The organism is Paenibacillus sp. 1A_MP2, from assembly GCF_052244825.1.
Lineage (GTDB): Bacteria > Bacillota > Bacilli > Paenibacillales > Paenibacillaceae > Paenibacillus > Paenibacillus vandeheii.
In genome coordinates this window covers 2,829,292-2,855,653 of sequence record NZ_JBQQCS010000001.1, presented here as the reverse complement: position 1 = coordinate 2,855,653, position 26,362 = coordinate 2,829,292, and the positions used below count along the sequence as shown (strand labels likewise).

Sequence of the window (26,362 nt, the reverse complement as noted above, 5' to 3'; positions counted from 1 at the left end):
ATGGCTGAAAAAGCACCATGCCAAAGAGAGATGTAGAGATATCGAACTTGCTAACGCAAACTGACAGGTAAGCGTCCTGTCGGCTGCAATTCACCTGTTAAGACAAGAGACAATGCGCGAACCACTGCAGGAGTATTCTCGTACGTACATATATAACTTCCCGGCGTCGGAATCTCCAATAGATCATATGGATTACGCAAAGCGACTACAATCAGGGAATACTTCTCACTAAGTTTTTGAACCAAATGATGCTGTCCTTTCGGAAGATGCCCTGCGGAAGTATAAGTACATATGATGATTTGATCTCCCTCGGACACATTATTAAGTATCAGGTCCGCTTCATCATAGGTCGGCTGTGTCGTTATTTTATGCTCCCGAACTCCGCCTCTCAGCTGCGATAACGCCACGCCAAGTGAATCTGTATGAGACCATGGTTCATCCACTTCGGTTCGCTGTACAACTTCAGGCCAGATGACATACACATCTTTTTCAGGGTCTAAAGGAAGTAATCCATCATTATGAACCACAGTAATGCTACTGGAGGCGATCTCATCCAACGTGGATTCGATAGAGGCCAGCGACCTTGGTAATTCATCCTTCTCTTTTGCTGAGAAATCGACACCATCTTCATCGGATCGATCAGGTACAGCATCATCCTCTTCCATGGAAACAAGCGTATGCTCCCACTGACCACAACGCGCTGTCTTCCATGAAATAATACGTTCCAATGCCTGATTAATGGTTGCTTCTTCAATTCGCCCAGTGCGAACGGCTTCAACAACGGCTTCAACAGCAGAGACTTGATCTTGCAGTGTATGACTGACCAGAATTAGATCAGCACCTGCCTCCACAGCACGAATGGCTGCCTCGGCCACACCATATGGCTTGGATATCGCATGCATTTCCAGACAGTCTGTAATAATAATGCCGTCAAAGCCCATTTCTTCGCGTAACAGACCCGTCAATACTTTACGGGACAGTGTAGCTGGAATCGGCTCCGGTTCAATCGCCGGAAAGATGACGTGAGCAGTCATAATGGCATCCACTCCGGCCTCAATCGCCCGACGGAACGGTAGAAGCTCCACCTGATCCAGCCTGTTACGTTCATGAGGTACGGTGACCATACCGAGATGTGAATCCACCGCTGTATCTCCGTGTCCGGGAAAATGTTTCGCTGTCGCAGCAACACCTCGGGACTGATATCCTTTTATAGCTGCTGCGCCATGAGCAGCTACGCTCTCCGCATTCTCGCCATAGGATCGCACCCCGATGACCGGGTTCAGAATATTGTTATTCACGTCTAGCACGGGAGCAAGGTTCATATCAATGCCGATGCTTTTCAACTCATGACCTAAAATTTGGGCACATTCGAGTGTATACGCCGGATTGCCGGTTGCTCCGAGCGCCATATTTCCCGGCACCTGGGTCACGCCCTCCTTGTCAATCCGGGCCACCATGCCACCCTCTTGATCCACGGAGATCATCAGAGGCAATTCCCCTGCTTCAGCCGCAATTGCCTGCAAGTCGGCAGACAATTGATTTAACTGGTCTACGCTCTCCACATTCCGTCTGAAATAAATGACGCCTCCAACATGATAATTACGGATCAGTTGATTGATCTGTTCATCCGCATGCTGTCCATGGAACCCACACATAAACATCTGCCCTACCCGCTGTTCCAACGAAAGCTGATCCATCGATTTCATACGCATGCTTCCCTCCCCATTATGAACCTGCTCTTAGGTTTGATCTGAATTCCGAAGGTTTCATGTGAAAATGTTTATGGAACACTTTGGAGAAATATCGCCGCTCCTTGTACCCTGTCGCTTCCCCGATCGCTGTAATACTCCATTCTGTTGTACTTAATAATAAGGCTGCGCTCTCCATCCGTTTTTGGGTCATATATTCAACAAAGGTGACCCCCATCTGATTTTTGAATAACTGGCAAAAGTAGCCCGGACTGATTCCCAGCCAATCAGCTACCTCATCAATCCCCAGATCACATTCCAGCCTGGCGTTCATATACTCGCACGCAGACATAATCAGCTCCGACACAGAAGGGCGAGGCGTACTTTTCTTATCATGACAAGCAAAAGCAAGTGCCTCCGCCAGTTCGATTAATTCCTTGATGGAGGTTGCTGAATGCAATGCACTCCAGAAGTGTATTTCGTCTTGTTCAGCCATGACATGTACTTCGCGCAATTCACGAAGCATATGTACAAGCAAAAAACGTAGGCTGTTTTCGGCTACGCCGTCCAGGGCACTCTTATGCTCGCTCATCCGATGTTTGAGCGTAACGAGCAGGTCAATCAATCCCTGTTTGTTTCCCTGTCTGATCCAGCGGGTGATCAAGTCCAAATCTTCTTTTGTAATCCACAGCGTTGCCCTTCTGGAAGGTTCTTTGGATGACATGATGGAGGGCTCACCAGTTTCTGATTCCAGCACATCGCTGCGCTGATCAGAATCATTCATAATCAGCAATCGCTGACAGTGCCGATATCGCTCAGCCATCTGATCATCTAGCCTCACAGGCATAACATCCTGAATGACTCTTGTTTTCATGCCTGAACCTGGCTCGAATGTCGCATCTAATTCCAACAGGACCTGTTGAGCTAATGCATCTGCCCGCAGTTCCCATTCATCTGACGCCTCCACCAGCATACACCATTCTCCCTTACGGGCCGAAATCAGCAAAGTTCCTTCACAGATCCCGTCTGTAACCTCTCTAAGTCTGGAACGGATCATTCCATGCCAGCTTTGGTGCCGGGCCCCGGACCATCCGATCGAATGCTTGAAATAACCCGACACATCGATAAGCAGAAGGACATACCGTAACGAAGATGCCTGTGGTTCCGGGGAAGAAGGAGGGGAAGAAAATAACGTATCCTCTTCTTTACGCATCAGGTCAATGATATGTTTGTGTCTTACCCATACTTCCATCTCCGATTTACGGTGGCGTTCGGCCTCCATTTCCAACCGTTTCTTCTGAATCTGCCCGGCAAGCTCACGCAGTTTATGTTCCAGATCCAGATAATCAATTGGCTTGCATATGTATTCATGGACATTGTAACGAATGGCCGTACGGGCATACTCGAACTGCTGATATCCTGTCAGCAAAATAATCTCGCAAGTTTCACCTTGTTCCCGCAGCATTCGAATCAGCTCCAGACCATCCATAGAGGGCATGCGAATATCACACAACATGATGTCGGGGTGATATTCTGCAACTTTATCCAGCGCTTCCGACCCGCTTCTGGCCGTACCCACAATTTCAATGCCCATGTCTTCCCACGGCAAAATAAAACTCAAATTCTCCAAAATCGGCAGCTCATCGTCAACCAGCAACGCGGTTAGATTCATTCATCTTCCCCTGCTCATATTGTGGAATAATACATTGAATGATGGTGCCATGCCCCGGAGATGAACATATAAACACCCCGTATCCGGCCCCATATTGAATCCGTATCCGATCTGCCACACTTCTTAATCCCAGCCCTCGGCGCTCTGCCATTGAAGACAGAGGCTTCGTTCCCTCTGCCATGATGTATTCGGGCGGGTCATCTGCCATGTATTCGAATCGAGCCAACATTTCCTGGGGAATACCGATCCCATTATCCTCAACTCGCAGCACCAGATTATTTCGTTCCACAAATGCGCTGATCCGAAGTACACCCTGATATTCAATTCCCTCAAACCCATGCTGAATACTATTTTCCACAAGAGGTTGGAGAGTGAGCTTGAGCATGGATGAAGTGTACAGATGAGATGGAATGTCGATCTCATACCGGAACAAATCACTGAATCTGTAATGCTGGATCTCAAGATAGCTCTGCAGGTGCCTTAGCTCCTCACTGAGCGAAATTTCCTCCTGATCCTGAATGCTGATTCGCAGCATATTGCCAAGTCTTGTCACCATTTCACTTACTTTACGCCCTTCTCCCCTCATGGCTAGTCCGTTAATGGATTCCAGTGTATTAAACAGAAAATGAGGTTTGATCTGGGCTTGAAGCACGCGCAGTTCTGCCTTGGCCTTCTGCTGCTGCTCGGCACGCACACGTCGGAACAGGCCTCCGATGCGATCCAGTAATTCATTGAATCCTTGGGCGAGCAGCTGCATCTCGTCAAAGCCACTTCCTTCAACCCGGGCATTGAAATCCCCGTCATCTACCCGCCTCATGAATCTTACGAGAACCGCAATATTACCTGTAATCCGGTTCATGAAGAACACGTTGAAAACCATCGCAGCAAGCAGACACAGCAGAATGATGATAATGGACCAGCCTGCAAACACATTCGTCTCTGCGGATAATGCTTCCCATGAAGTGACACTGATCAGACTCCAGTTATAGTTTTTCAGATGATATTGTGAAATGATGCTTTCACTGCCATCGAACACGGCTCTGGTGCTGCTGAACCCCGGTCCATAAATGCCAGAACGCACACCCAGATTCTCCATCTTCTCGCCGCTGTATCGTCCGGAAGGATCGTATACGATCAGACCCTCTTCATTGATCAGCAGGAACGAAGTATCCTGTGCAGGATCACTTATTTTCAAATGGCGGAAGATGCGGTCCATCTCCCCTTTTTTAATCTGAACGACCAGAACACCGATATTCTGAAAATAACTGAGCTCCTTGACCAACCGAATCTGAGTAAAGACAGGCTCTACGCCCGTCAGTTCAGGATATTCCAGAGGGGCAAGCCATTTGGGTACGCCGTTGAGTTCCTGGATTTCTTTGAATATTGGATGAACTTTAAATTGCTGAAAAGGAAGTGCTTGAAAGTTTTCCTTCGTGAATATAGAGACAATTTGGTTATCCTGAGATGAACGCGGACGCAAATCATACAAGAAGGCATAACTAATGAACGGGTAGTTGTATAAAAGGGAACGGAAATTACGCTGGCTGGCATTCAGCGACAATTGATTACCGGTTCCAAGATCCTGCTTGCTCGGATCTTTGGCGTTCAAAGCCATCTGGAATACCGATGTGGCAATGCCGTTGTCCGTGACATTGTTGATCTGTTGAAAAACATTCTCGATATTATAGCTAATGGCCTGAAGTGCATATTCAGACTGCTGATTGTATTTTTTCTCAATCGTATGTGATGTGACCAAGAACATGCCGATTCCAAGCGTGCACATCGGTACAATGATGAGCAACAGAAATGCCATGGCCAGCTTCATCCGCAAGTTCATTTCCCGTTCTCCCTATATAACGCGTCATTAATTAGCCTTTTACGCTACCTGCTGTTACACCTTCAATAATTTTTTCCTGCAATATAGCGTAGATCACAACAACCGGTACTACACTGTATACAATGCCTGCTGACATCTGGGCATAATTCATCTGATACTGATCACGAAACTGGACCATGCCGACAGGCAGTGTACGCAGTTTATCGGTGGATAAAAAATAGTTGGCGAGTAAAAATTCGTTCCAGTTGCCGAGGAAATTCACGATAAAGACTGTAACAATGGCTGGAACTGTAAGGGGTATCACTATTCTAGCAAAGATACCCGGAGCCCTCAACCCATCCATCACCGCCGCTTCCTCAATTTCTCCAGGGAGCGACCGCATAAAGGCAGCCAAAATAATAATCGTGAACGGAATTGCATTGGCAACATAAGGAATGATCAGCGCCAAATGAGTATCCAAAATGCCGAGCTTGCGGACAAGCAAGTAAATCGGCAGCATGAGTGCGTTGTTTGGAATCAGCATGCCCGCCAAAATGAGACTGTACAGAAACATGCTCCATTTGCGGTGTCTCATCCGGGTTATTGCAAAAGCAAACATGGCACCAAGCACAATGGTTCCGACCGAGGACAAAACCGAAATGTACATACTGTTCCAGAAATACGTTCCAATCTTGGCATTTACCCAAGCCTCCACGTAGTTATTAAACACCCATGTGGAAGGCAGACCGAACGGATTCAGAGCAATCTCGTTATTATCCTGTTTAAATGAAGAAAAGACTACGAATAAAAAGGGAAACAGAATCGCAAGTAGGTACAACATTAACAACACATGAGGTATACTGCCTTTTATGCTCTTTGTCATCAATATTCCACCCTTTCGTTGTGTCTCGCCACCAGCAACTGATATACCGCGGTGAGCACAAGCGTCAGAGCAAAGATCAGAACCGCAATCGTATTGCCATAGCCGTATTTAAAGTTGGTAATCGCATATTTGATCATATACGTAGCAAGCACTTCGGTAGAGCCTGCGGGTCCACCCTTGGTCATAACCAGAACAATGTCAGCTGCCTTCATCGCTCCGGCGATGGACAACATAATGACGACGGAAATGATAGGTTTGATTAGTGGCAATGTAATTTTAAATGCTCTTTGTACAGCTGTGGCGCCATCAATGGCTGCCGCTTCATCCAGATCTTTGGGAATAGCCAGAATGGCCGCCAAAACCATAACAATATAGAATCCCGTCCATTGCCAAGCATTGGTTACGAGAATGGATATCATTGCGAACCGGTTATCAGACAGCCAATAGACCGGCGAAATGCCTACGGTTTCAAGTAACTGATTCAATAAACCAATGTTAGGCTCATAGATGAAGCCCCACAGAATACCGATGACTGCCGTTGACATAATGGACGGTAAAAAGACGGCTGTTTTGTACAATCCCTTCAATCTCTTTACGTTCGCAATGAGCAGGGAAAACAGCACAATGATCGGCACCTGGATCAAAACGGAAAAGGCGATAAAGAAACCGTTATTGCGAGTAGAAATCCAAAATCTTTCGTCTGTCAGTGCTTTTGTATAATTGGACAGTCCCACAAAACGTGGCTCTGCAGATACCCCGTTCCAACTGGTCAGACTGTAATAAAGAGAGCTGCCGATCGGATACAGGAAAAACATGATAAACAAAATCAATGCCGGCAACACAAACAACATATAGATCAACGGGCTGCGGAGTGAAGTATTCATGATCTACCTCCTTCAGTAACTTCAACTTCTTATGCTCATCTGTAGAGCAGATTCCTCAGCAGTGTAATTCTTTAGAACGGACCATGGTTTTACCCCGGCCGTGTTCAACCGGGGTAAACCAGCATGCATGGTGTTAATAGGTACGCTTCTTTACTTGAAAGATCGTTTATTCTACGGAAGCATTAGCCTCTTCCTGAACCTTTTGCAATTCTTCAGCCATTTTCTCTGGTGTTGTCTGTCCACCAACCAGCTTCTGAATTTGCAGATTGCTGATCTCTGTGGTTACATCAGCCTGAACGAGTGCATCGAATGCCGGGAATGAAGTTTGGGAAGCATTCAGAACAGCTACGATTTCTTTCATCAAATCGTCAGTGATACTGTCTGTCAGCACTTTTTCATCCAGTTTCATCGCTGGTAACACACCGTCTTCCACAAGTCCACGTACTTGCATATCTTCGTTGTAGAAGTTTTTGATAAAGGCTTTAACAGCCGCCAGCTTCTGAGGGTCATCCGCAACCGCTGCGGAGAAACCATATCCGTTATTGACGTCACGCATCAGAGCCGTTTGATCTCCTACCCCGTTCTCTACTGGAGGCATATTGAAGAAACCAACCTTGCCAATGAGTGACTCACCGCTCTGTCCTTCCTTGAATACAGACGATTTCCACGTTCCGTCATACATCAGAATCGCTTCACCACTCGTAAATTGAGTTGTATACTCTGCATATTCAAAGCCAAGCTCGCCTTTTTTGAAGTAACCTTTATCCACCCATTCCTTATGCTTCGCGAATCCTGCGACTACGCCTGGATCAGTCCACTTGGCTTCGCCTGTAGCAAACTTCGCCGTAATATCAGGTCCGGCATAACGGGACCACAGATGGTTCGTTAACATGAGTGGAACCCAGCCTGCTTTGGATGCAGAAGCAAGTGGCACCTTGCCGTCAGCCTTGATCTCAGCGAGCATATTATCCAGCTCAGCCATTGTTGAAGGCGCTTTCCAACCTTTTTGTGTAAAATACTCTTTATTGTAGAAGAAACCTTCACCCGATCCCCCAATAGGCAGTCCGTACACTTTGCCTTCATAGGTGAATGGTTCAAGTGATGAAAATTGGTCTTGAATGCCCAGCTCTTGCAGAATCGGTGTGAGATCCAACAACATGCCTTCCTTGGCATAAACTTTGGAGTCCGGACTGCCGAACAATTCGAAGATATCCGGCGGATTGCCCGCTGCCATCTCCCCGCGAAGTTTCTCTTTGCGGTTTACATCGGATTCAACGCCGTCCAGTGTAAAGGTCAGGTTAGGTACTTCGCTCTCCACTTTGGCAACAACGTCCTGCAGAATGGCCAGCCTTTTTTGTTTGTCGGCACCCACCTGAGTGTGACGGAGAAGCATCTCAACCGGTTCCTTGCTTGTCTCTGCAGGCGTATTGCCTGCTCCCTGCTGTGGTTCGCTGCTTGAGCTTGAACATCCCGCCAGCGTCCATGAAGTGATGAGCAATAATGAAAGCAGCAATGTCATTCCTTTTTTCATTCGTATGACCCTCCTCAAGATATTGAGCATTTGGCTTTACACTCTGATTATAAAAAGTTGTAGCTAACATCGTAAGGATGACAATTCATCAATGGAGGGATAAAATCCTTCACTGGACAATTAATCTTGTGTTTACAATGGGTAACAGCACAAAAAAACAGCCCCTGCGAAACCTGTTCGCAAAGACTGCTTGGTTGGTGTATAAATGTTGTTACTTATTGGAGCAAGCCACGCCCGCTGTTTCTGTACGACCTTGTTCAATCAAACGATACGCCCGCTCTACTTCCTCATCACTCGGAGAAGGAACACCATCGAGCGGATAGGCCTTCCCAAGCGCCTGCCATTTGTAAATACCCATCTGATGATAAGGCAGGATTTCGAACTTCTCAACACCATTTAGCGTTCCAATAAACCGCCCCAGATTGAGCAAATCTTCTTCCTCGTTGTGAATCCCCGGCACATACACGTGGCGAATCCACATTTTTCGTCCATTATCTGATAACCACTGTGCGGTGCGCAATGTTCTCTCGTTGGATTTGCCCGTCAGCTTGATATGCTTCTCATCATTGATGTGCTTCAGATCCAGCAGAACCAAATCCGTGTTATCTAACAAATCATGAATCCGATCCGGTTCATTAAAACCGTTACTGTCCAGCGTAGTGTGCAATCCCCAGCGGCGTTTCGCTTCTTTGAAAACTTCGCCTACAAAGTGAGCCTGTAACGTCGGCTCCCCGCCGGATACCGTAAGCCCTCCACCGGAACTGCGGTAGTAGGAGAGGTACGGTTCAATTTCAGCCAGTACCTCCTCCACGCTCATTTCCCTGCCACCATCCAGTGCCCAAGTGTCTGGATTATGACAATACTGGCATTTGAGCAGACATCCCTGCATAAAAAGCACGAAGCGGATGCCTGGGCCGTCAACCGTCCCGAAAGTTTCGAGTGAATGAATATGTCCATTAACCATGCTGCCTCTTCCTTTCTGTATCCGCATCCGCTGTGCGTTATTATGGAGATTCTACTCCTGTGAACCGTTGAGTTAAGCCCAAATTACATCGAACCGTGGAAGGTCCGGTTAATGACATCAAGTTGTTGCTCACGCGTCAGTTTGATGAAGTTAACGGCGTAGCCAGATACCCGTACAGTCAGCTGTGGATAGTTTTCCGGGTGATCCATTGCGTCAATCAACTGCTGACGATCAAATACGTTCACGTTCAGATGGTGCGCCCCTTGACCAAAATAACCGTCCATCATGGCAACCAGATTGGATTTGCGTGTGTCTGACTCTTTTCCGAGTGCTTTAGGCACGATGGAGAATGTGTTAGAAATTCCATCAAGGCTGTGTTCGTACGGCAGTTTGGCTACTGAGCCAAGGGATGCCAATGCACCTTTTTTATCCCGACCATGCATTGGGTTCGCCCCAGGTGCAAACGGTTCGCCTGCTTTACGGCCATCCGGTGTTGTACCTGTTTTCTTGCCGTACACTACGTTCGATGTGATCGTCAGTACGGATTGAGTTGGAATTGCATTACGATACGCTTTGTGTTTGCGAATCATGCCCATGAAGCTTTCCACCAGTTCAACCGCGATGCTGTCAACACTGTCTTCATTGTTACCGTAACAAGGGAATTCGCCTTCAATTTCAAAATCAATTGCGATGCCTTGTTCGTTGCGGATCGGTTTGACTTTAGCATACTTGATTGCACTCAGGGAGTCTGCTGCAACCGAGAGACCAGCAATACCACAAGCCATCGTACGAACGATGTCACGGTCATGCAGTGCCATTTCGATACGCTCGTAGCTGTATTTATCATGCATGTAGTGAATGACGTTGAGTGAGTTCATATACAGTTTGGCAAGCCATTCCATCATCGGTTTGAAACGTTTCATCACTTCATTGTAATCCAGAACTTCGCTCGTAATTGCTGGATATTCAGGGCCGACTTGTGCACCCGATTTCTCGTCACGACCGCCGTTGATTGCATACAGCAATGCTTTTGCCAGGTTGGCACGAGCGCCAAAGAACTGCATTTGTTTCCCGATCTTCATCGCAGATACGCAGCAAGCAATACCATAATCGTCTCCGTAGATCGGACGCATCAGATCATCATTTTCGTACTGGATGGAGCTCGTTTCGATGGATACTTTTGTACAGTATTGTTTGAACGCTTCCGGAAGCTTGGTGGACCAGAGTACAGTCAGGTTCGGCTCAGGTGCAGGACCAAGGTTGTTCAGGGTGTGCAGGAAACGGAAGCTGTTTTTCGTAACACGGGTTTCTCCATTTACGGACATGCCGCCGATGGATTCGGTTACCCATGTTGGGTCTCCACTGAACAATTCGTTATAATCCGGCGTACGCAGGAACTTAACAATCCGCAGTTTCATTACAAAATGGTCAACCAGTTCCTGAGCTTGTTCCTCAGTTAGCAAGCCTTCTTGCAAATCACGTTCAATGTAAATATCAAGGAACGAAGAAACACGTCCAGGGACATCGCCGCACCGTTTTGCTCTTTGATCGCAGCCAGGTAACCGAAGTAGAGCCATTGGAACGCTTCTTTGGCGGTTGTGGCTGGCAAGGAAATATCGAAACCGTGCATTTCACCCAGTTGTTTCAATTCCTGCAATGCACGAATCTGTTCGGACAGTTCTTCACGCAGGCGAATGACATCTTCATCAATCACATCGACTTCAAGTGCATTCAGTTCGCCTTTTTTATTCCGAATCAGGAAGTCCACACCATAGAGAGCTACCCGACGATAGTCACCGATGATCCGGCCACGGCCGTAAGCATCCGGCAGACCGGTAATAATGCCTGCTTTACGTGCTGCACGCATGTCAGATGTATAAGCATCAAATACGCCTTGGTTATGTGTTTTGCGGATGTTCGTAAATATATCAATGACGCCTTGTGGCATCTCAAAACCATAAGCTTCACAAGCATCAATCATCATGCGAATTCCACCAAATGGCTGAATGGAACGTTTGAATGGAGCATCCGTTTGAACACCAACAATCTGTTCTTTGGATTTATCCAGATAACCGGGTTGGTGAGAAACAATCGTTGCTGGCGTATTTACGTCAACATCGAGTACCCCGCCGTTATCGCGTTCTTTTTTGGTCAGATCGGAAACGATATCCCATAACTCTTTCGTATTTTGGGTTGCACCTGCAAGGAATGCTTCGTCGCCATAATAAGGTGATAAGTTGCGTACCAGAAAATCATTCACATCTACGGATTTCGTCCATGTTCCTTTGGTAAAGTTTCTCCAGCCTGTTTGTTGTTTGACATCTTTTCGATCACCGACATAGTAATCCCTCCACAAATTTGGATTTCCGGACACATGACAGGATGCTCACTCGTCTCATCTGTGCCCAGAGCCGCGATTAATGTGATAAATTTCACATGTAAGCCGGAACATGTTCTCTCTACTTGGGAACCGGAACCGCGGATGAATGTCTTTCTTACATTTTCAGTATACGTCTTCGCTCTTTCAGCATCTGTGATTTATATCACAAAGTTTGTGACCATCCTCACTTCACCTTTGCTGTATCCCATTAAACCTGTAAAAACTCACACTTAGCCACTGCGCGGGCAGAACAACTTCCGATCAATGTTCAAACCCGATTTCCCCGATTAAACAATATAATTTGAACGAAAGGTTACGCACACTGGCCACTCCGAGGATAGAACAACCTTCCGATCGCTGTTATCCCCAGATTTTTTTGATTCCCTTTTAAAAAGGTAAAATCCGGGGATAAAGGCGAGCGCTATCGCTTCTTCAGGTTTTTTCTCTCCTCTCCGTTATCGTGTACATGTATGGTTCAAACTATATAGCATTGAAGGTTGAAATCATGCTTGAAAGCGAGCGCTTCGCTTCGCTTCTTCAGTTTTTTCTGCCCTCTCCGTTATGGTGTGAATACCTGGTTCAAAAAGAAACATCACGGATTCCGTGTAACCTTATACCTTCTTACAGAAAAGACGGCAATCGGGGCTCCCCATTTCGGGGAACCCTGAACATATTGCCTCAACCTTAACCAGTTGTTTACTACTCTTTATTCAAACTTGCCGTAGAATGCGTTGCGGTATACATCTGCCAGTTCAGTTACGAGCGGCATTTTTGGATTGGCGGTTGTACATTGGTCCTCGAATGCACGGTCTGCCAGATAGTCGACATGTGCTTCAAAGTCTTTTGCGTCAAATCCGATTTCCTGGAACGATTCTTCAATACCCAATGTTTTGTTCAGTTTGCGAATGGCATTGATGAGACTGGTAACCCCTTCTTCTGTCGTACGTGCAGGCAATCCCAGAATGCGGGCAATCTCGGCATAGCGCTCATCTGCAACAAAGTGCGAATATTTCGGGAACGATGCAAACTTCGTCGGTTTTTTCGCATTGTAGCGAATAACGTGCGGCATCAGGATCGCATTGGTACGTCCATGTGCGGTATGGTACTGACCGCCCCATTTGTGTGCCAAACTGTGGTTAATGCCCAGGAATGCGTTGGCAAAAGCCATACCGGCGATCGTCGAAGCGTTATGCATTTTCTCACGAGCCAATTTGTCACCTTGCAGCGCCGATTGCTCAAGATATTGGAATACCAGTTGAATTGCTTTGATTGCGAGACCATCCGTGTAATCATTCGCCATGACGGATACATAGGCTTCAATGGCGTGAGTCAATACGTCCATACCTGTATCCGCTACAGCGGTTTTAGGCAGAGAGTATACGAATTCCGGGTCTACGATGGCTACGTCTGGTGTTAACTCGTAATCTGCCAGCGGATATTTGGTGTTCCCTTGGTTTTTGTCCGTGATGACCGCGAACGATGTTACTTCCGAACCTGTGCCCGAAGTTGTCGGGATGGCTACGAATTTCGCTTTCACGCCGAGACGTGGATATTTGTAGATCCGTTTGCGGATATCCATGAATTTTTGTTTCAAGTCGTTGAAGTCTGTGTCCGGATATTCATAGAACAACCACATCGCTTTGGCAGCATCCATCGGTGATCCCCGCCGAGTGCGATAATGCAGTCTGGCTGGAAGCGGCGCATCATTTCCGTACCGCGGTCTACCGTTGTTGTCGATGGATCGGGTTCTACATCAGAGAACACTTCAATGGCTACCGGCATTTGACGTTGACGCAGATAGTGCTCTACTTTTTCCACATAACCGAGTTTGACCATCATGGCATCCGTAATAATAGCTACGCGTGTGATGTCCGGCATTTTGGCAAGATACTGTGTTGCACCTTTTTCGAAATAGACTTTGTTCGGCACTTTGAACCACTGCATATTCACGGTACGGCGAGCCACCCTTTTCACGTTGATTAAGTTCACAGCGGTTACGTTGGAAGAAGTCGAGTTACGTCCGTACGATCCGCAGCCCAGGGTCAGTGACGGCATGTTGGTGTTGTAGATGTCACCAATGGCGCCGTGTGTGGATGGTGAATTCACGATAATCCGTCCGGTTTGCAGACGATCTGCAAATTTGCCAATCACTTCTTCGTTCGTCGAATGAATAACCGAGGAGTGACCCATGCCGCCAAAAGCAACCACTTCTGCTGCACGCTCAATCCCTTCAGCTGCCGTTTTCACTTTGTAACAAGCCAGTACCGGGCTTAGTTTTTCAGCCGACAATGGGAATTTCGTGCCTACACCTTCAATCTCGGCTACGAGAATTTTGGTGCCAGCAGGAACCTCGATACCGCACATTTTCGCAATGCTGACTGCAGATTGACCCACAATCGCCGGATTCACTGCACATTTCTCAGCGTTAATCGCACCTGCGGTCAGTTTCGCAGCCTCATCCTTGTTAACGAAGTAACAACCGTTGGCGATCATTTTCTTTTTCACCTGATCAAAGATCGGTTCCTCGATGATGACCGCTTGCTCGGAAGCACAGATCATGCCGTTATCAAACGATTTGGACAAAATCAGATCCGTTACCGCTTGGTTAATATCTGCACTTTTTTCAATAAAGCAAGGCACGTTACCTGGCCCTACGCCCAGTGCCGGTTTACCACAGCTGTATGCTGCCCGTACCATGCCTGATCCGCCTGTTGCCAGAATGAGCGCCACATCATTATGATTCATCAGTGCGTTTGTGCGATCCATGGAAGGATCATCAATCCACTGGATACAGTCCGCTGGAGCGCCATGCTTCACAGCAGCTTCAAGCAGAATTTTCGCGGCTTCCCGGCTACAGTTCTGTGCAGATGGGTGGAAACCGAAGATGATCGGGTTACGTGTTTTGATGGAAATAAGTGCTTTGAACATCGTAGTGGATGTCGGATTCGTTACCGGGGTAATTCCCATGATGATGCCGACAGGCTCCGCAATTTTCTGGAAGCTTTCGTATTCGTTATCTTCAATAACCCCTACTGTTTTGTCATATTTAATGCTATGATACACATATTCTGTTGCAAATATATTTTTGGTGATTTTATCCTCATACACACCCCGGCCTGTTTCTTCCACGGCCATTTTGGCGAGCATCATATGTTTGTCCAGACCTGCCAGCGCCATTGCTTGCACGATGCGGTCAATCTGTTTCTGATCCATGGACATGAATGCTGCGTGTGCTTTATTCGCTTTGTCAATTAACGTTTGAATATACTGACCTGCTGTCGGTTCTTTTACTGGGGCGACTTCGTTCTTTACAGCCATCTCCCTCATCCTCCTAAAGGTTCGTATTGGTTTGTCTCTCTTCTTTACATTCACATCGTACCATGGGTAAAGGGTAAATTATGTGATTTTTTTCACAAAGTATAACAAATTTAATTTAAGTTTTTTAGTGTCTCCCCACCGGCCATTACACTTCCTATTTAAATTATAGGGCTGTCAGATTCATCCTCCCCTTTAGAAAGTGAATTTAATCACAATGTTTGAAATTTCGCCATTTTTGCCCCCTTTCCATGCCCCTCAAACGGCAAGATAAGGTATATACTGAACTTAAAAATTGAACCACCGCAATTTGTACCGTCCTTCCCGGCCGAGATGACCCTGATCAGGACGGCAACGGTTTGCGGCGAACCACGGAGGCCGGACCAAGCTACAGAAGGCCGTCCGATGGACACAAAGGGGAGATAGACTTATGAGAGAACAACTGAGTGTACTGGAAAAACGCGGCAATACCAACTGTTTCTCGGAAGCGAATTTCAACCATCTGCTCGTAACGATGAAGGACAGAACCTATCCGGAAGGAACCCATCTGTATTGGGAAGGAGATGTCTCTGACAAACTTTATTATATGAAACGGGGCCGGGCACAGATTACCAAATCCACGGATGAAGGCAAGGAATTGATTATGTACATGTATCAGTCCGGGGATATGATTGGTCAGGCTGACCCGTTCTTCGGGTCCAAACACAGCTTCTCGGCCGAGGTACTTGAGGATAGTGAAATCGGAGTACTGGAGCACAAAGACCTGGAGATGCTGATCTGCCAACATTGTGACTTCGCCATCGATTTTATGAAATGGATGGGTATCCATCACCGGTTGACCCAGACGAAATTCCGTGATTTGATGTTATATGGCAAACCGGGCGCACTCTGCTCCACGCTGATTCGGTTGTCCAATTCTTATGGTGAGCCTCATGGAGATCATGTCATCATTCATAAAAAAATAACCCACACGGATTTGTCCAATATGATTGGAGCGACCCGTGAAAGTGTCAACCGCATGTTAAGCGATCTGCGTAAAAAAGATGCTATTGAATATGACAACGGTATGATCGTCATCAAGGATCTGCACATGCTGCAGGGCATCTGCCACTGCGAACTGTGTCCTAACGAGATTTGCCGGATCTGATGCTTTCCCCGCCCTGGCACCACCTGATATGCAAATGAAAAAAGCCCAATCTTCGTTACAGAAGATGGGCTTTTGTTATGCTTAAGATACAGTAGTCAACTCGAGCTTTACTGCATCACGTGGATTCAACTTCATGTCCAAACCGTTTTCCATCAGTTCCTTGTCATTCACCATGATCATCCAGCGTTGGTTCATCCGGGGAATTACATTTTCAACGGAAACAACAAATTTGTTGTTTTCCGACATTCTTACAATCCCACTGGACTTTAATACATCACGCACCGTACATTCCTGAACATACACCCCGGCATATTGACGATTGAGATTCGGCATAATATTTCCGCCGCTCACCTTGAGCAATGTTGTTTGGTAAGCAACATCGTCTCCCCCATTGTCAGCGGCTTTCACATATATGATCACTTCATCTTTGGCATGAAGCTCCATGTCCCACTTTTCGGGTCAATATCCTTGCCGTTCAGTTTGACAGCCCAGCTGAGCGAGGAATCCAACGAAACTTCCCCAACGGATTGGATCCGCTTTCCATCTGCCGTAAAATCAACAAGTCCACTGTTCAATAGTGCTTTCTTGAGCGTCAGACCTTCACTAAAATCTCGCTTAATAGACTTCGTTGCGTCAGGCAAAAAAGTACTGCCATCCACTGCCACTGTAATTGTATTCTGTGATTCGGTCTCTTTGACGATAGGCTGTTCGGAAGGCTGTGTCTCGCTACACCCGGCCAATATAACCAGAATAAGCAGACATATACCTATGTAACCGGGGATTCTCTTCTTCATGTAGGTAACACCACCCTGCGTAAAATCATTCACCCTGTTGTCCATAACCTCTATTATGGCACAACATTCATGCAAAAAAAGTGTCAATGCCGTTACTTTTCCTCCAGTAGCGTCCATAACTGGGTGGTACAACACAAAGAGCCTGCAAGCAGGCTCTCTGGCTCCAATCATCACTACAGTCTATTGGGTACGTTATTACTGGACACAAGCCTGCATATAGGTGCGGCCTCCGTCTCCATCCTTCAGATACGGATTAAGTCCAAAGAACTGTTCCTCCGACACATACACCCCTGTCAACAAACGCCCTTCGAGCAACCCACCGTCCACCTGTACGCAGAATGAAGGTGCATCCACATATTCCTGGTAAAGTGGAATTTGACCAGATGGATGGTGAACCTTGGAGACCTTGCCTTGCTCATGCAGCGGCCGTTCAGAGAAATAGGTAGGTACAATATAACGTGCAATCACATCAAGCTCCTGTACTGTGTAAAAGGTGTCATCACCCAGCCAGGGAGCGAACATGCGAATCTTCTCATATTGTGACCATACAATCGCCTGAATCAGCATCTCCGCTCGAACAAAACGACCTTCGCCCACCCCCAGATACATACGTTCTTCATGAAAGGTGGCTTCGGCCTGAACCCCGATGGAATCGGGTTGTTTCAGCTCACATCCGATACATTTCCAGCCTCTTGTTGTCTGAATCCATTTTTGCAGTACCGCCGGAGCCGTTCCCTGACCATTGCTATTCGTGGAATGAGTCTTCTCTCCTGCGACATCATCCTTCACCGACGGGGAATATACAGTGCGATTAAATAGCTCCGCAGCTTTTTTGTAGATCAGATGTACCTGAATGGATGCGCTCTCAAGTTCTGCAATATCTTGCTTGCCGTAGCGTACTTCACGGGATAAGCTTTCTTCTCTCATGACAAGTGGCCTCCTCGCTCCGGCCGCCTGCGGCCATTTTATTTTACAATTATACTACAACTCGCGACAACATGTGCAGAACCCTTAAGACAAAAACTCCTGATTTCCACTGGAAATCAAGAGCCTTTATCCCATCAGTTCATTTAGTTTGAGCTAAGGGATCAGTTACTACTCAACCCACTGCTCTGCCCAGTCTTGAATTTGATTCATAACGGGCTGTAGCGCCTTGCCTTTCTCTGTCAGTTCATATTCGATACGAACCGGCGTCTCCGGATAGACATGGCGGATCAGAATGCCTTCGCTCTCCAGATCCTTCATCCGCTCTGACAACATCTTGTCACTCATCGATGGAATCAGGTTGGAGATATCCTTGAATCGCTTCGAACCACTCATCAACGTTTGAATAATCAGACCGTTCCAGCGCTTACCCAGAAAGGAAAACGCTGTCTCAAAGCGCGGACACATCCGCAGATCTTGGCCTTCCACATTAATCACCTCTTTAGAGATCACTCAACTTACGTTTAGTTAGTATATTTCATAATAACATATTTAAGTCTCAAAGAAAACGTCTGCCGCTAAAAAGTTAAAATTTTAGGGGCATAACTCAACTTCGATGATACAACTCAGTATACATCACATGGGTCAGAGGAACCATGGGAAAATATCGTCTAACTCCCATGTAGCTATCTTACCCAAAAAGAACCCAGCTGCCACAGTCATACTCGACTTGGAGAAGGGTTCTCTGGTATATCGTTTATTTATGCATTCACAAAGCCAATTTAGGGCTTAAACCAGTACGTTTCCAAGCGCTCTTACAGGTTCGCTGAAGCCAAATTCCGGCTTAACGTTGCGCGCAGGATATGCCCACTTCACTCCATTGCTGATTACTTTTAGAATCTCCGGATTGTAGAAGGTCGGGTACGTTTCGTGACCTGGGCGGAAATAAAAGATTTTTCCGGAACCGCGAAGGAACGTACATCCACTCCGGAATACCTCTCCGCCTTGGAAGTTGCTTACAAACACCAGCTCATCCGGCACTGGAATATCGAAGAATTCCCCGTACATTTCTTCTTTTCCAAAATAATCTTGCTATTGATACCCTCGGCAATCGGGTGGGACGGATTCACACACCAGATAATCTCCTGCTCATTGGCTTCACGCCATTTCAGATCACAACTTGTGCCCATCAGCGCCTTGAATGGCTTGGAGAAGTGACCGGAGTGCAGCACAATCATTCCCATACCATCCAGGACCCGCTGTGCAACCTTCTGTGTAATCTCGTCGCTCACGCGATCATGTGCCATATGTCCCCACCATATAAGCACATCTGTAGAATTCAGCACCTCATCACTTAATCCATGCTCAGGCTGATCCAGTGTTGCCGTGCGAATAGCAAAGCCTTCGCCTCCCAGTCCGTTTGCCAACGCCATATGCAAACCTTCTGGATAGACTTCTCTTACTTCATCGTGAATTTTCTCATGGACAAATTCATTCCAAATGGTGACGTTAATCATATTCAATTTCCCCCTAGTGTAACTCTAAACCCACCACATATCTCCCAGCGGTTCTTCAATCAATACTTGTTGGAGATTTTGCACTGCTTTAGAGAATCCTTCTTCTACCGACATCAGACCATCTTCGTGTTCAATACTTACAACATAATCATATCCGACCAGACGCAGAGCACTAATAATATCAGCCCAAGTCTTGTTATCATGACCATAACCGACCGAGCGGAATTGCCAAGCACGATCAAGCATGTTGGTGTAATCCTGCATATCCGTTACACCATATTTGTTTACGTTAATTGGATCAATTGTTGTATCTTTCGCGTGGAAGTGATGAATCGCGCCTTCACGTCCCAGAATGTGGATCGCTTGAACCGGATCAATCCCTTGCCACCACATGTGGCTTGGGTCCAGGTTCGCGCCAATCACTTCACCTGCTGCTTCACGCAGTCTCAGCAAGGTAGCTGGTGTATGCACCGAGAATCCACCGTGCAGTTCCAGTCCCACTTTCACATTGTGATCCGCAGCGAACTTACCCCACTCTGTCCAGTAAGGGATAACTTTGTTGTCCCATTGCCATTTGAGAACTTCCTGGAAGTCATTCGGCCATGGTGCAACAGGCCAGTTCGGATATTTGGCATCCTCATGGTCTCCCGGACAACCGGAGAATGTATTTACGACAGGCACTTCCAGCTTCTCAGCCAGTTCTACCGTTTTGACAAAATCATCGTGAAATCCCTTTGCAATATCCCTTTGTGGATGAAGCGGATTACCGTGACAGCTCAATGCGCTGATGGTCAGACCACGGGATTCCACTGCATTTTTGAAGTTTTTCAATGCTGTCGGGTTGCTCAGCAGCTCATCCGGTTTGCAATGCGCATTCCCTGGATGTCCACCTGTTCCGATTTCTACTGCTTTCAAGCCTTTGGATGCTACATAGTCGAGTGCATCCTCCAATTTACGTCCTCCGAATAATACCAAAAATACGCCGAGTTTCAAGTGCGATTCCTCCCTAGATTAGATATCATATTAATTGCTGGTTTTATGAACTATGAACTGCATAAATATACCGTTCAGATCACATCATTGTATCATTATTGTGGAAAATCAAGAGCTATTCTATCCTGAAATTAAACGTAAGAATACTGGTTATTTCATTGGAAATGACACCCTGCCGGTTTAGTCGAAATAAACCGCTTTGCCTGTCTGAGCAGACTCGTAGATTGCTTCAAGAATTTGAGTGACCACAATGGCTTGCTCTGGTTTTACAACCGGATCCTTGTCTTCGATAATCGCTTCAAGCCACATTCTCGCTTCCCGATCGGCTTCATTTTCTGCACTGCCGGAATAAAAAGCAACTCCACCTGCGTCCAGATCCACCTTGGTTTCATACAGACGACTGCGCTTCTCGCCATTGATCCGCAGACCATCGTTCATATCCGCGCCACCTTCTGTACCGCAGAGCAGTGATTTGGCTTCACCGAACTCAGCTACATTCAATGCCCAGCTGGATTCGATAATGATCGTGGCACCATTCTCCATCGTCACAAATCCGAATGCAGAATCCTCCACCTTGAATTGCTCCGGGTCCCACGGTCCAAATGCATTCGCCGCATTTTCACGCTGACCCAGCTTGTGGAAAGTGGAGCCCATGACACTCTTCGGCTTGTAATTATCCATCAACCAAAGTGTCAGATCCAGTGCATGCGTACCGATATCAATCAACGGTCCGCCACCCTGTTTCTCTTCGTCAAGAAACACACCCCAGGTTGGTACAGCACGGCGGCGAAGTGCTATCGCCTTACCGAAATAGATATCGCCCAGCTCGCCTTCTTCGCACATTTGTTTCAGATACTGGCTGTCATTGCGGAAACGGTTCTGATATGCAATGGACAGCTTTTTGCCTGTACGTTGTGCGGCTTCCAGCATAGCCTGCGCTTGTGCAGAAGTCTTCGCCATTGGCTTTTCACACATAACATGTTTGCCTGCCTCAAGAGAAGCGACCGTGATGACGGAATGAGAGTCGTTTGGTGTACACACGTGTACCACATCAATGCTCTCATCCTTCAGCATCTCGTTATAATCGGTGTATACTTTGGCTCCCTCAGCACCGAATTCTGCTGCTGCCTCCTCCGCACGTTCCTTCACAATGTCACAGAAAGCGACCATACGGCCCTGAGATTGTTTGGACAAGCTGGGCATATGTTTACCTTTGGCGATTCCGCCACAACCAACGATGGCGATATTAAGTACTTTAGACATGAACAAGTCCTCCATTAGCGGCATATTTTCTAATTCAGTTCATCCTGTTCTAATGACCTCTGTTGGGGGGCCTGCGGCGTGAGCCCAACACGAATCCAGCTCCACTTGCAGATAGAAAGCGGTTACGGTATCATACATCGCGTTTAACGACGGCTGGTTCATCCGAAATCAATTAATGTGATTGTACAGCCTCTGACTGATTTCCATCTGTATTGTTTCCCGCTGCTGCTTCATAAGTGCTCTCCAGCTGGATGTGTTTGCCCTCTAGCGAGGAGCGCTGGAACGCATGCATAGCTTCAAGCACATGGTAGGCAAGCTTGCCACTGGCCTTGTGTTCGCGTCCGGCTCGAATGGATTCAACCATTTCTGTAACACCGATCCCGCGCTCGTTCTGTCTGCTTTCAAAAGCAGGCGTCACAGTCTCCCATGTGTCCTGACCGAATCTGCGCAGCTTCACTTCCCCATTAAAAAAGTTGGGGTCCGGTATACTCATAGTGCCTTCAGTACCGTAAATTTCAATTCGCGGCAAATCCGAAGCACCCCGGATATCGAAGCTGGTGATCATTGTTGCAATGGCACCTTCCTCGAAATCAATCGTTCCTGCCAGATGTGTTGGCGTCTGTACCTGAAGAGGTGTACCTTCCTTCGGTCCGGAACCAATAACACGATCTGTAATCTGTACACCTGCAGAGGAACTGATTCTGCGAATCGGTCCAAGGAGAGTAATCAGAGCGGTCAAATAGTAAGGCCCCATATCGAACATGGGTCCGCCACCAGCAACATAAAAGAACTCTGGATCCGGATGCCAAGCCTCTGGTCCTCCACCCATGAAGAATGAAGTTGCTGCAATTGGCTTGCCGATCAGCCCTTCTTCAATGGCCTTGCGTGCAGTCTGAATGCCCGATCCAAGGAACGTATCCGGTGCTGAACCGACATACAAGCCTTTTTCCTCAGCCAGTTCAATTACCTTCCGACCATCCTCTAGAGAGATTGCCAGTGGTTTCTCGGCATACACATGTTTGCCTGCTCCAAGCACAGCCAGATCCGTCATGGCATGACTGCCAGGAACCGTTAGGTTTAGCACAAGCTCAATTTCGTTATCTTGCAGCATCTCATCTACATTGTAAACGTTTGCGATATTGAATTCATCAGCGCGTTCTTGTGCCCGGTCACGGATCAAATCCGCAACAGCCACCACTTCAATCAGAGGATTATCTTTTAAATTTTCCAGATAGATGGCGCTAATGTTACCGCAACCAATAATGCCTGCTTTCATTTTCTCCACAGTGGTGTTCATCTCCTTATGCGTGGTGAGAACCTGTAATTTGCATATTTGTAATTGAAGGTTTTGCGCTAGATTGTTGCACTTGAATTTAATACTATGGTATTCCGTTTCGGCTTCAATTAAAATGAATAATATGATCGAAACATGAACTATCTGGTCATAATTTTCAAATTGCAAGGAGTATGCCAATGCCGACTGATTATTCCTGCCAGGTTCTTACAGCAGGCTTCTCGTTTCATCGCAAACCTTATATAGGCTTGCACCCTGAGGGAGTAAAGAATTACCTGATGAGGCTCCAGACGGATGGACGTTGCCGAGCCCGTATAGACGGCGTCATGTCGCTTGTTGATGCGGGTGATCTGCTTCTTTATAATCCTGATGAACCGTATGAACTAAGAGTAGACAAAGAGAAAAATCCGATGGGTGAACGACTTGTGGAGAGTGGTGATTACCACATTTTCTTCAATGGGGACTGGGTGGATGAGTGGTGGAAGCATCACAAGAGGCCGAACCGGATCAAGGTGCAGCTGACTGAAAGCCTGCTCACCCTGTTTCGCCAGCTCGTACTGGAGCAGCGCCGTATTTCCAACCCTTACCCTGAAATCTCCAGTTATTATATGCGCATTTTATGTCTTGAAGTAGATCGTTTGCTCTCGGAGCATCCGACGAATACCAATACCAACTATGTGGCGTATGAGATTAAAAGTTACATTGAAGAGAACGCTTCTTCTCTATTCAAGCTTGAAGATATTGCTACCCATATTGGAATCAGTGTTTCACGGGGAGTTCATCTTTTCAAAGAAGCGTTTGGTAAAAGTATTATGCAGTATACGCTTGATGTACGGCTAAATATGGCCAGAGAACGGATTATTTTCAGTCCTATGACGCTTGAACATGTAGCCGAATCTTCCGGCTTTAACAATTATACGTATTTCCATCGGGTGTTTCGCTCCCGTTTTGGCATGTCGCCCAAAGAATTCCGAGTCATTCACCGGGAACAGATGTAATCGCTTCACTTCATTAATACGTATTATTCGTAACCGAAACTTATTTGCGGGCGGCAATCGCTTCAGATACAACCATCGCCAAATCTTCGTTGCCAAACATGGACAGTACGCCCAATACGGTATCGTCCGGAATGTCACCGGCTTCCTCCTTGGATACAACCAGCTTCAGCACCTGCTGCAAACGCTCGTTGCTCATCTGTTCCGGGTAAGCTTGCCGGTACATCTCTTCCGGATCCAGTCCTTGATTGACACACCACTGGGCAAATACCAGAATCATCATTTCCTCTTCCTGTTTATACGTCTCAATTACCGCTTCCTCAATCTGTTTGTTGCGTTCTTTTTCATATTCATCCATGGTGTTATTGTTCCTCCAATATCGTTTAATGAGTCATTGGTGCGGAAGTCAACATTCACACTCCCGCACTACCCTTCTGCAAGATCAACCGCGGATCAGCTGTTCAGCCAAGTCATGGCTGTCCATGACGTGACTCGCACTGATTGCACAGTCATCCGGGGTCTCCAGGTTTGCCAAAAATTGATCAATAGCTCCCGTGAAGCCTCTCCGGGTCAAAATACTTTCCCAACTGCCAAAGGTTTCCTTGCGTTCCTGTGCACCGCGTTCCTCATACTTCGCCATGTCCATGTTGAGCACTTCTACCGAGCGACCCCGCCGTACAATTCAAGCTTCTCCAAATCAGCTCCGGCTTGGCGTACCATATCAAATCTGCCATAAGCCGTTCTACCCAGCTTGGCTGATCCTGCCGCATGCAGTAATCGGTCCAGTTCATTTTTGCGTATCCACTGATGCAGCAGCTGCACATTGTGATCCGAGTACCATAACATCAGGTCAAGGATATGGATCAGATCATCATAAATAGTTTCCGCAGCCGGACGATCCTGAATACCCGTCCGATGCTTCGTGACTGTCAGAGATTCGAAGCCTTGTCCAGCCTGCATCCAATCTTTCGCGTTTTGATACAATGGTGCAAATCTCCGGTTAAATCCTACGGCCAGCAACAGGCCTTGCGCTTCGGCAAAAGCGGTCATTTCTTCCGACTCCCGCAACGTATAGGACAGAGGTTTGTCCACGTATACAGCCAGCCCCCGCTCCAGACATTGCATGACAATGTCAAAATGAGCTTCTGTCGCTGTATGTACAAACACCGCATCCAGATCCCAGGACAACAATTCTTTCATATCCGTTGTGCCATTGTTCAATCTATAGGTATGCTGAATTTCCTTCACCGGCTCGGGAGAACGGTTCATAATCCCCGTGATTTCCACGTTCGAGTGGGCAGTCAACAGCGGTAAATATACTTTACGTGCAATATCCCCGAGTCCGATGATCGCAGCACGGGTTCGCTTGGTTGTTTCCATTATGATCATTCCACCTTCAGATGAGTTCTATAATTCTACGTCCTATAGTGTAACCCTTCGGGCAGCAACATGCCAGTGATTGAGGCCAGAGCCTGCGCGAATTGTCCATCCGTTAGTCGAACGTGGTAAACTTTAGAGAGAAAGTGATACGGATCGGGATGAAGATGGACTTTCCTGATCTGAAAGGAGCGTTTGGGCTTTTGCGAAAATGGTTATGGCTCCTCTTATATGTTTTACTTGCCGGAGTCACGTTTATTTACAGATATGAACTGCTGGCCTGGACCGATCTGCATCAGTCCATTCCACTTTTACTCGCCATGGCGACGTTATTTGCTCTTGTACCCGTAATTCCGTACAAAATCGTCATTATTGCCTTTGGCTATAGTTACGGTACCGCAACAGCAGCCTGGATATGCTGGCTTGGAACCACACTTGCTGCACTGGTGGTATACACTGGAGCGAGAACGATATTCAGAAATCAAGCCAGATCCTACCTCGGACGCATTCGAGGTTTGAATCGATTTACAACATGGATGAAGGCTCATCCCTTCATGGGTATCATGTCTATGCGGCTGCTGCCCATCGTGCCCCAAATGGCGGTTAATATCTATGCGGGCATTACCTACACCCCATTCTGGGTCTTCATGGTCGCGACGGCGATTGGCAAACTGCCTGCGATTTTTGTTTTTGCCTACGTGGGTGCGCAAGCAGAATCATCGATCTGGCTGAGTCTTTTGATCCTTGGTGGTTATCTGGTATTCATGACGATCATGTTGCTCTTGTTTCGCCTGCGCTCTCGTAAAAAGTCTAAATCGGACCCGTCAGAAACAGTTCTGATTCATCCTCTTTACGATCCTGCTTGGTTGGCTTGCCAATTCGGGATATAATAGAAGAGTAAGCCAAAATATCATTCTTCATCAGA

General features: G+C 47.0%; 20 protein-coding genes and 3 pseudogenes. 3 read left to right on the top strand and 20 right to left on the bottom strand.

Features of this window, described 5'->3' with window-relative positions:
• Positions 1-50 precede the first annotated feature (50 nt).
• The 9 genes and pseudogenes from nagZ to adhE form a co-directional block, all read right to left on the bottom strand.
• Positions 51-1,712, bottom strand: a complete 1,662-nt coding sequence (gene nagZ / locus ACTWJ7_RS13940) for a beta-N-acetylhexosaminidase (RefSeq protein ID WP_301877701.1) — start codon at positions 1,710-1,712, stop codon at positions 51-53.
• A gap of 13 nt (positions 1,713-1,725) precedes the next feature.
• Positions 1,726-3,360: a response regulator gene (locus ACTWJ7_RS13935; protein WP_301877702.1), complete on the bottom strand. Its 1,635-nt coding sequence runs from the start codon at positions 3,358-3,360 to the stop codon at positions 1,726-1,728.
• Positions 3,335-5,197 (bottom strand): cache domain-containing sensor histidine kinase, encoded by a 1,863-nt coding sequence (locus ACTWJ7_RS13930; protein ID WP_443145546.1) that lies wholly within the window; start codon positions 5,195-5,197, stop codon positions 3,335-3,337. The genes ACTWJ7_RS13935 and ACTWJ7_RS13930 overlap by 26 nt, the downstream gene beginning before the upstream one ends.
• A 31-nt stretch (positions 5,198-5,228) precedes the next feature.
• Positions 5,229-6,059: a carbohydrate ABC transporter permease gene (locus ACTWJ7_RS13925; RefSeq protein ID WP_079349497.1), complete on the bottom strand. Its 831-nt coding sequence runs from the start codon at positions 6,057-6,059 to the stop codon at positions 5,229-5,231.
• The gene (locus ACTWJ7_RS13920) at positions 6,059-6,943 is read right to left on the bottom strand and encodes a carbohydrate ABC transporter permease (RefSeq protein WP_301877704.1); all 885 of its coding nucleotides are present in this window, start codon (positions 6,941-6,943) and stop codon (positions 6,059-6,061) included. The genes ACTWJ7_RS13925 and ACTWJ7_RS13920 overlap by 1 nt, the downstream gene beginning before the upstream one ends.
• Before the next feature lie 166 nt (positions 6,944-7,109).
• Positions 7,110-8,474: an extracellular solute-binding protein gene (locus ACTWJ7_RS13915; RefSeq protein WP_079349499.1), complete on the bottom strand. Its 1,365-nt coding sequence runs from the start codon at positions 8,472-8,474 to the stop codon at positions 7,110-7,112.
• A 211-nt stretch (positions 8,475-8,685) separates the two neighbouring features.
• Positions 8,686-9,438 carry a pyruvate formate-lyase-activating protein gene (gene pflA / locus ACTWJ7_RS13910; RefSeq protein WP_079349500.1) on the bottom strand — a complete coding sequence of 251 codons (753 nt, stop codon included), beginning with the start codon at positions 9,436-9,438 and terminating at the stop codon, positions 8,686-8,688.
• 83 nt (positions 9,439-9,521) lie between these two features.
• Positions 9,522-11,794 (bottom strand): annotated as a pseudogene (gene pflB / locus ACTWJ7_RS13905) (formate C-acetyltransferase).
• A 730-nt stretch (positions 11,795-12,524) separates the two neighbouring features.
• Positions 12,525-15,136 (bottom strand): annotated as a pseudogene (adhE, locus tag ACTWJ7_RS13900) (bifunctional acetaldehyde-CoA/alcohol dehydrogenase).
• Between the two features lie 427 nt (positions 15,137-15,563).
• Between adhE and ACTWJ7_RS13895 the strand changes: the two are divergent.
• On the top strand, positions 15,564-16,280 hold the full coding sequence (locus tag ACTWJ7_RS13895) for a Crp/Fnr family transcriptional regulator (RefSeq protein WP_024631034.1): 717 nt from the start codon (positions 15,564-15,566) through the stop codon (positions 16,278-16,280).
• An 81-nt stretch (positions 16,281-16,361) separates the two neighbouring features.
• On the opposite strand, the gene ACTWJ7_RS13890 is transcribed toward ACTWJ7_RS13895, so the two are convergent.
• From ACTWJ7_RS13890 to ACTWJ7_RS13855, 8 genes and pseudogenes are all read right to left on the bottom strand, one after another.
• On the bottom strand, positions 16,362-16,688 hold the full coding sequence (locus ACTWJ7_RS13890; protein WP_443145545.1) for a hypothetical protein: 327 nt from the start codon (positions 16,686-16,688) through the stop codon (positions 16,362-16,364).
• An 8-nt stretch (positions 16,689-16,696) separates the two neighbouring features.
• Positions 16,697-17,074 (bottom strand): hypothetical protein, encoded by a 378-nt coding sequence (locus ACTWJ7_RS13885; protein ID WP_443145544.1) that lies wholly within the window; start codon positions 17,072-17,074, stop codon positions 16,697-16,699.
• A 195-nt stretch (positions 17,075-17,269) separates the two neighbouring features.
• Positions 17,270-18,001, bottom strand: a complete 732-nt coding sequence (locus ACTWJ7_RS13880; protein ID WP_079349502.1) for a hypothetical protein — start codon at positions 17,999-18,001, stop codon at positions 17,270-17,272.
• A 168-nt stretch (positions 18,002-18,169) separates the two neighbouring features.
• On the bottom strand, positions 18,170-18,466 hold the full coding sequence (locus ACTWJ7_RS13875) for a winged helix-turn-helix transcriptional regulator (protein ID WP_148661829.1): 297 nt from the start codon (positions 18,464-18,466) through the stop codon (positions 18,170-18,172).
• A gap of 321 nt (positions 18,467-18,787) precedes the next feature.
• Positions 18,788-19,515, bottom strand: a pseudogene (locus ACTWJ7_RS13870) (ThuA domain-containing protein).
• A 24-nt stretch (positions 19,516-19,539) separates the two neighbouring features.
• Positions 19,540-20,508: a sugar phosphate isomerase/epimerase family protein gene (locus ACTWJ7_RS13865; RefSeq protein ID WP_301877705.1), complete on the bottom strand. Its 969-nt coding sequence runs from the start codon at positions 20,506-20,508 to the stop codon at positions 19,540-19,542.
• Between the two features lie 180 nt (positions 20,509-20,688).
• A complete protein-coding gene (locus ACTWJ7_RS13860) occupies positions 20,689-21,771 on the bottom strand; it encodes a Gfo/Idh/MocA family protein (RefSeq protein WP_079349503.1) in 1,083 nt (360 codons plus the stop codon).
• Positions 21,772-21,943: 172 nt separating this feature from the next.
• Positions 21,944-23,056 carry a Gfo/Idh/MocA family protein gene (locus ACTWJ7_RS13855; protein WP_079349504.1) on the bottom strand — a complete coding sequence of 371 codons (1,113 nt, stop codon included), beginning with the start codon at positions 23,054-23,056 and terminating at the stop codon, positions 21,944-21,946.
• A gap of 188 nt (positions 23,057-23,244) precedes the next feature.
• On the opposite strand from ACTWJ7_RS13855, the gene ACTWJ7_RS13850 reads away from it, so the two are divergent.
• Positions 23,245-24,063 (top strand): AraC family transcriptional regulator, encoded by an 819-nt coding sequence (locus ACTWJ7_RS13850; RefSeq protein ID WP_024631042.1) that lies wholly within the window; start codon positions 23,245-23,247, stop codon positions 24,061-24,063.
• 40 nt (positions 24,064-24,103) lie between these two features.
• On the opposite strand, the gene ACTWJ7_RS13845 is transcribed toward ACTWJ7_RS13850, so the two are convergent.
• From ACTWJ7_RS13845 to ACTWJ7_RS13835, 3 genes are all read right to left on the bottom strand, one after another.
• Positions 24,104-24,418, bottom strand: coding sequence for a hypothetical protein (locus ACTWJ7_RS13845; RefSeq protein ID WP_301877707.1), 315 nt, complete (start codon positions 24,416-24,418; stop codon positions 24,104-24,106).
• Positions 24,419-24,502: 84 nt separating this feature from the next.
• On the bottom strand, positions 24,503-24,706 hold the full coding sequence (locus ACTWJ7_RS13840; RefSeq protein ID WP_443145543.1) for a hypothetical protein: 204 nt from the start codon (positions 24,704-24,706) through the stop codon (positions 24,503-24,505).
• An 11-nt stretch (positions 24,707-24,717) separates the two neighbouring features.
• Entirely contained in the window at positions 24,718-25,440 is a 723-nt protein-coding gene (locus tag ACTWJ7_RS13835; protein ID WP_443145542.1) for a Gfo/Idh/MocA family protein, read from the bottom strand.
• A gap of 200 nt (positions 25,441-25,640) precedes the next feature.
• Between ACTWJ7_RS13835 and ACTWJ7_RS13830 the strand changes: the two genes are divergently transcribed.
• Positions 25,641-26,327 carry a TVP38/TMEM64 family protein gene (locus tag ACTWJ7_RS13830; RefSeq protein WP_443145541.1) on the top strand — a complete coding sequence of 229 codons (687 nt, stop codon included), beginning with the start codon at positions 25,641-25,643 and terminating at the stop codon, positions 26,325-26,327.
• The last annotated feature ends 35 nt before the right edge of the window (positions 26,328-26,362 follow it).

Bases quoted from the DNA above. Each gene is read 5' to 3' on its own strand.
- ACTWJ7_RS13920 (WP_301877704.1), bottom strand. From the start codon at position 6,943: ATGAATACTTCACTCCGCAGCCCGTTGATCTATATGTTGTTTGTGTTG.
- ACTWJ7_RS13895 (WP_024631034.1), top strand. From the start codon at position 15,564: ATGAGAGAACAACTGAGTGTACTGGAAAAACGCGGCAATACCAACTGT.
- ACTWJ7_RS13915 (WP_079349499.1), bottom strand. From the start codon at position 8,474: ATGAAAAAAGGAATGACATTGCTGCTTTCATTATTGCTCATCACTTCA.
- ACTWJ7_RS13925 (WP_079349497.1), bottom strand. From the start codon at position 6,059: ATGACAAAGAGCATAAAAGGCAGTATACCTCATGTGTTGTTAATGTTG.
- nagZ (WP_301877701.1), bottom strand. From the start codon at position 1,712: ATGCGTATGAAATCGATGGATCAGCTTTCGTTGGAACAGCGGGTAGGG.
- ACTWJ7_RS13850 (WP_024631042.1), top strand. From the start codon at position 23,245: ATGCCGACTGATTATTCCTGCCAGGTTCTTACAGCAGGCTTCTCGTTT.
- ACTWJ7_RS13840 (WP_443145543.1), bottom strand. From the start codon at position 24,706: ATGGACATGGCGAAGTATGAGGAACGCGGTGCACAGGAACGCAAGGAA.
- ACTWJ7_RS13860 (WP_079349503.1), bottom strand. From the start codon at position 21,771: ATGTCTAAAGTACTTAATATCGCCATCGTTGGTTGTGGCGGAATCGCC.
- ACTWJ7_RS13845 (WP_301877707.1), bottom strand. From the start codon at position 24,418: ATGGATGAATATGAAAAAGAACGCAACAAACAGATTGAGGAAGCGGTA.
- ACTWJ7_RS13835 (WP_443145542.1), bottom strand. From the start codon at position 25,440: ATGGAAACAACCAAGCGAACCCGTGCTGCGATCATCGGACTCGGGGAT.
- ACTWJ7_RS13930 (WP_443145546.1), bottom strand. From the start codon at position 5,197: ATGAACTTGCGGATGAAGCTGGCCATGGCATTTCTGTTGCTCATCATT.
- ACTWJ7_RS13880 (WP_079349502.1), bottom strand. From the start codon at position 18,001: ATGAGAGAAGAAAGCTTATCCCGTGAAGTACGCTACGGCAAGCAAGAT.
- ACTWJ7_RS13875 (WP_148661829.1), bottom strand. From the start codon at position 18,466: ATGTGTCCGCGCTTTGAGACAGCGTTTTCCTTTCTGGGTAAGCGCTGG.
- pflA (WP_079349500.1), bottom strand. From the start codon at position 9,438: ATGGTTAATGGACATATTCATTCACTCGAAACTTTCGGGACGGTTGAC.
- ACTWJ7_RS13885 (WP_443145544.1), bottom strand. From the start codon at position 17,074: ATGAAGAAGAGAATCCCCGGTTACATAGGTATATGTCTGCTTATTCTG.
- ACTWJ7_RS13935 (WP_301877702.1), bottom strand. From the start codon at position 3,360: ATGAATCTAACCGCGTTGCTGGTTGACGATGAGCTGCCGATTTTGGAG.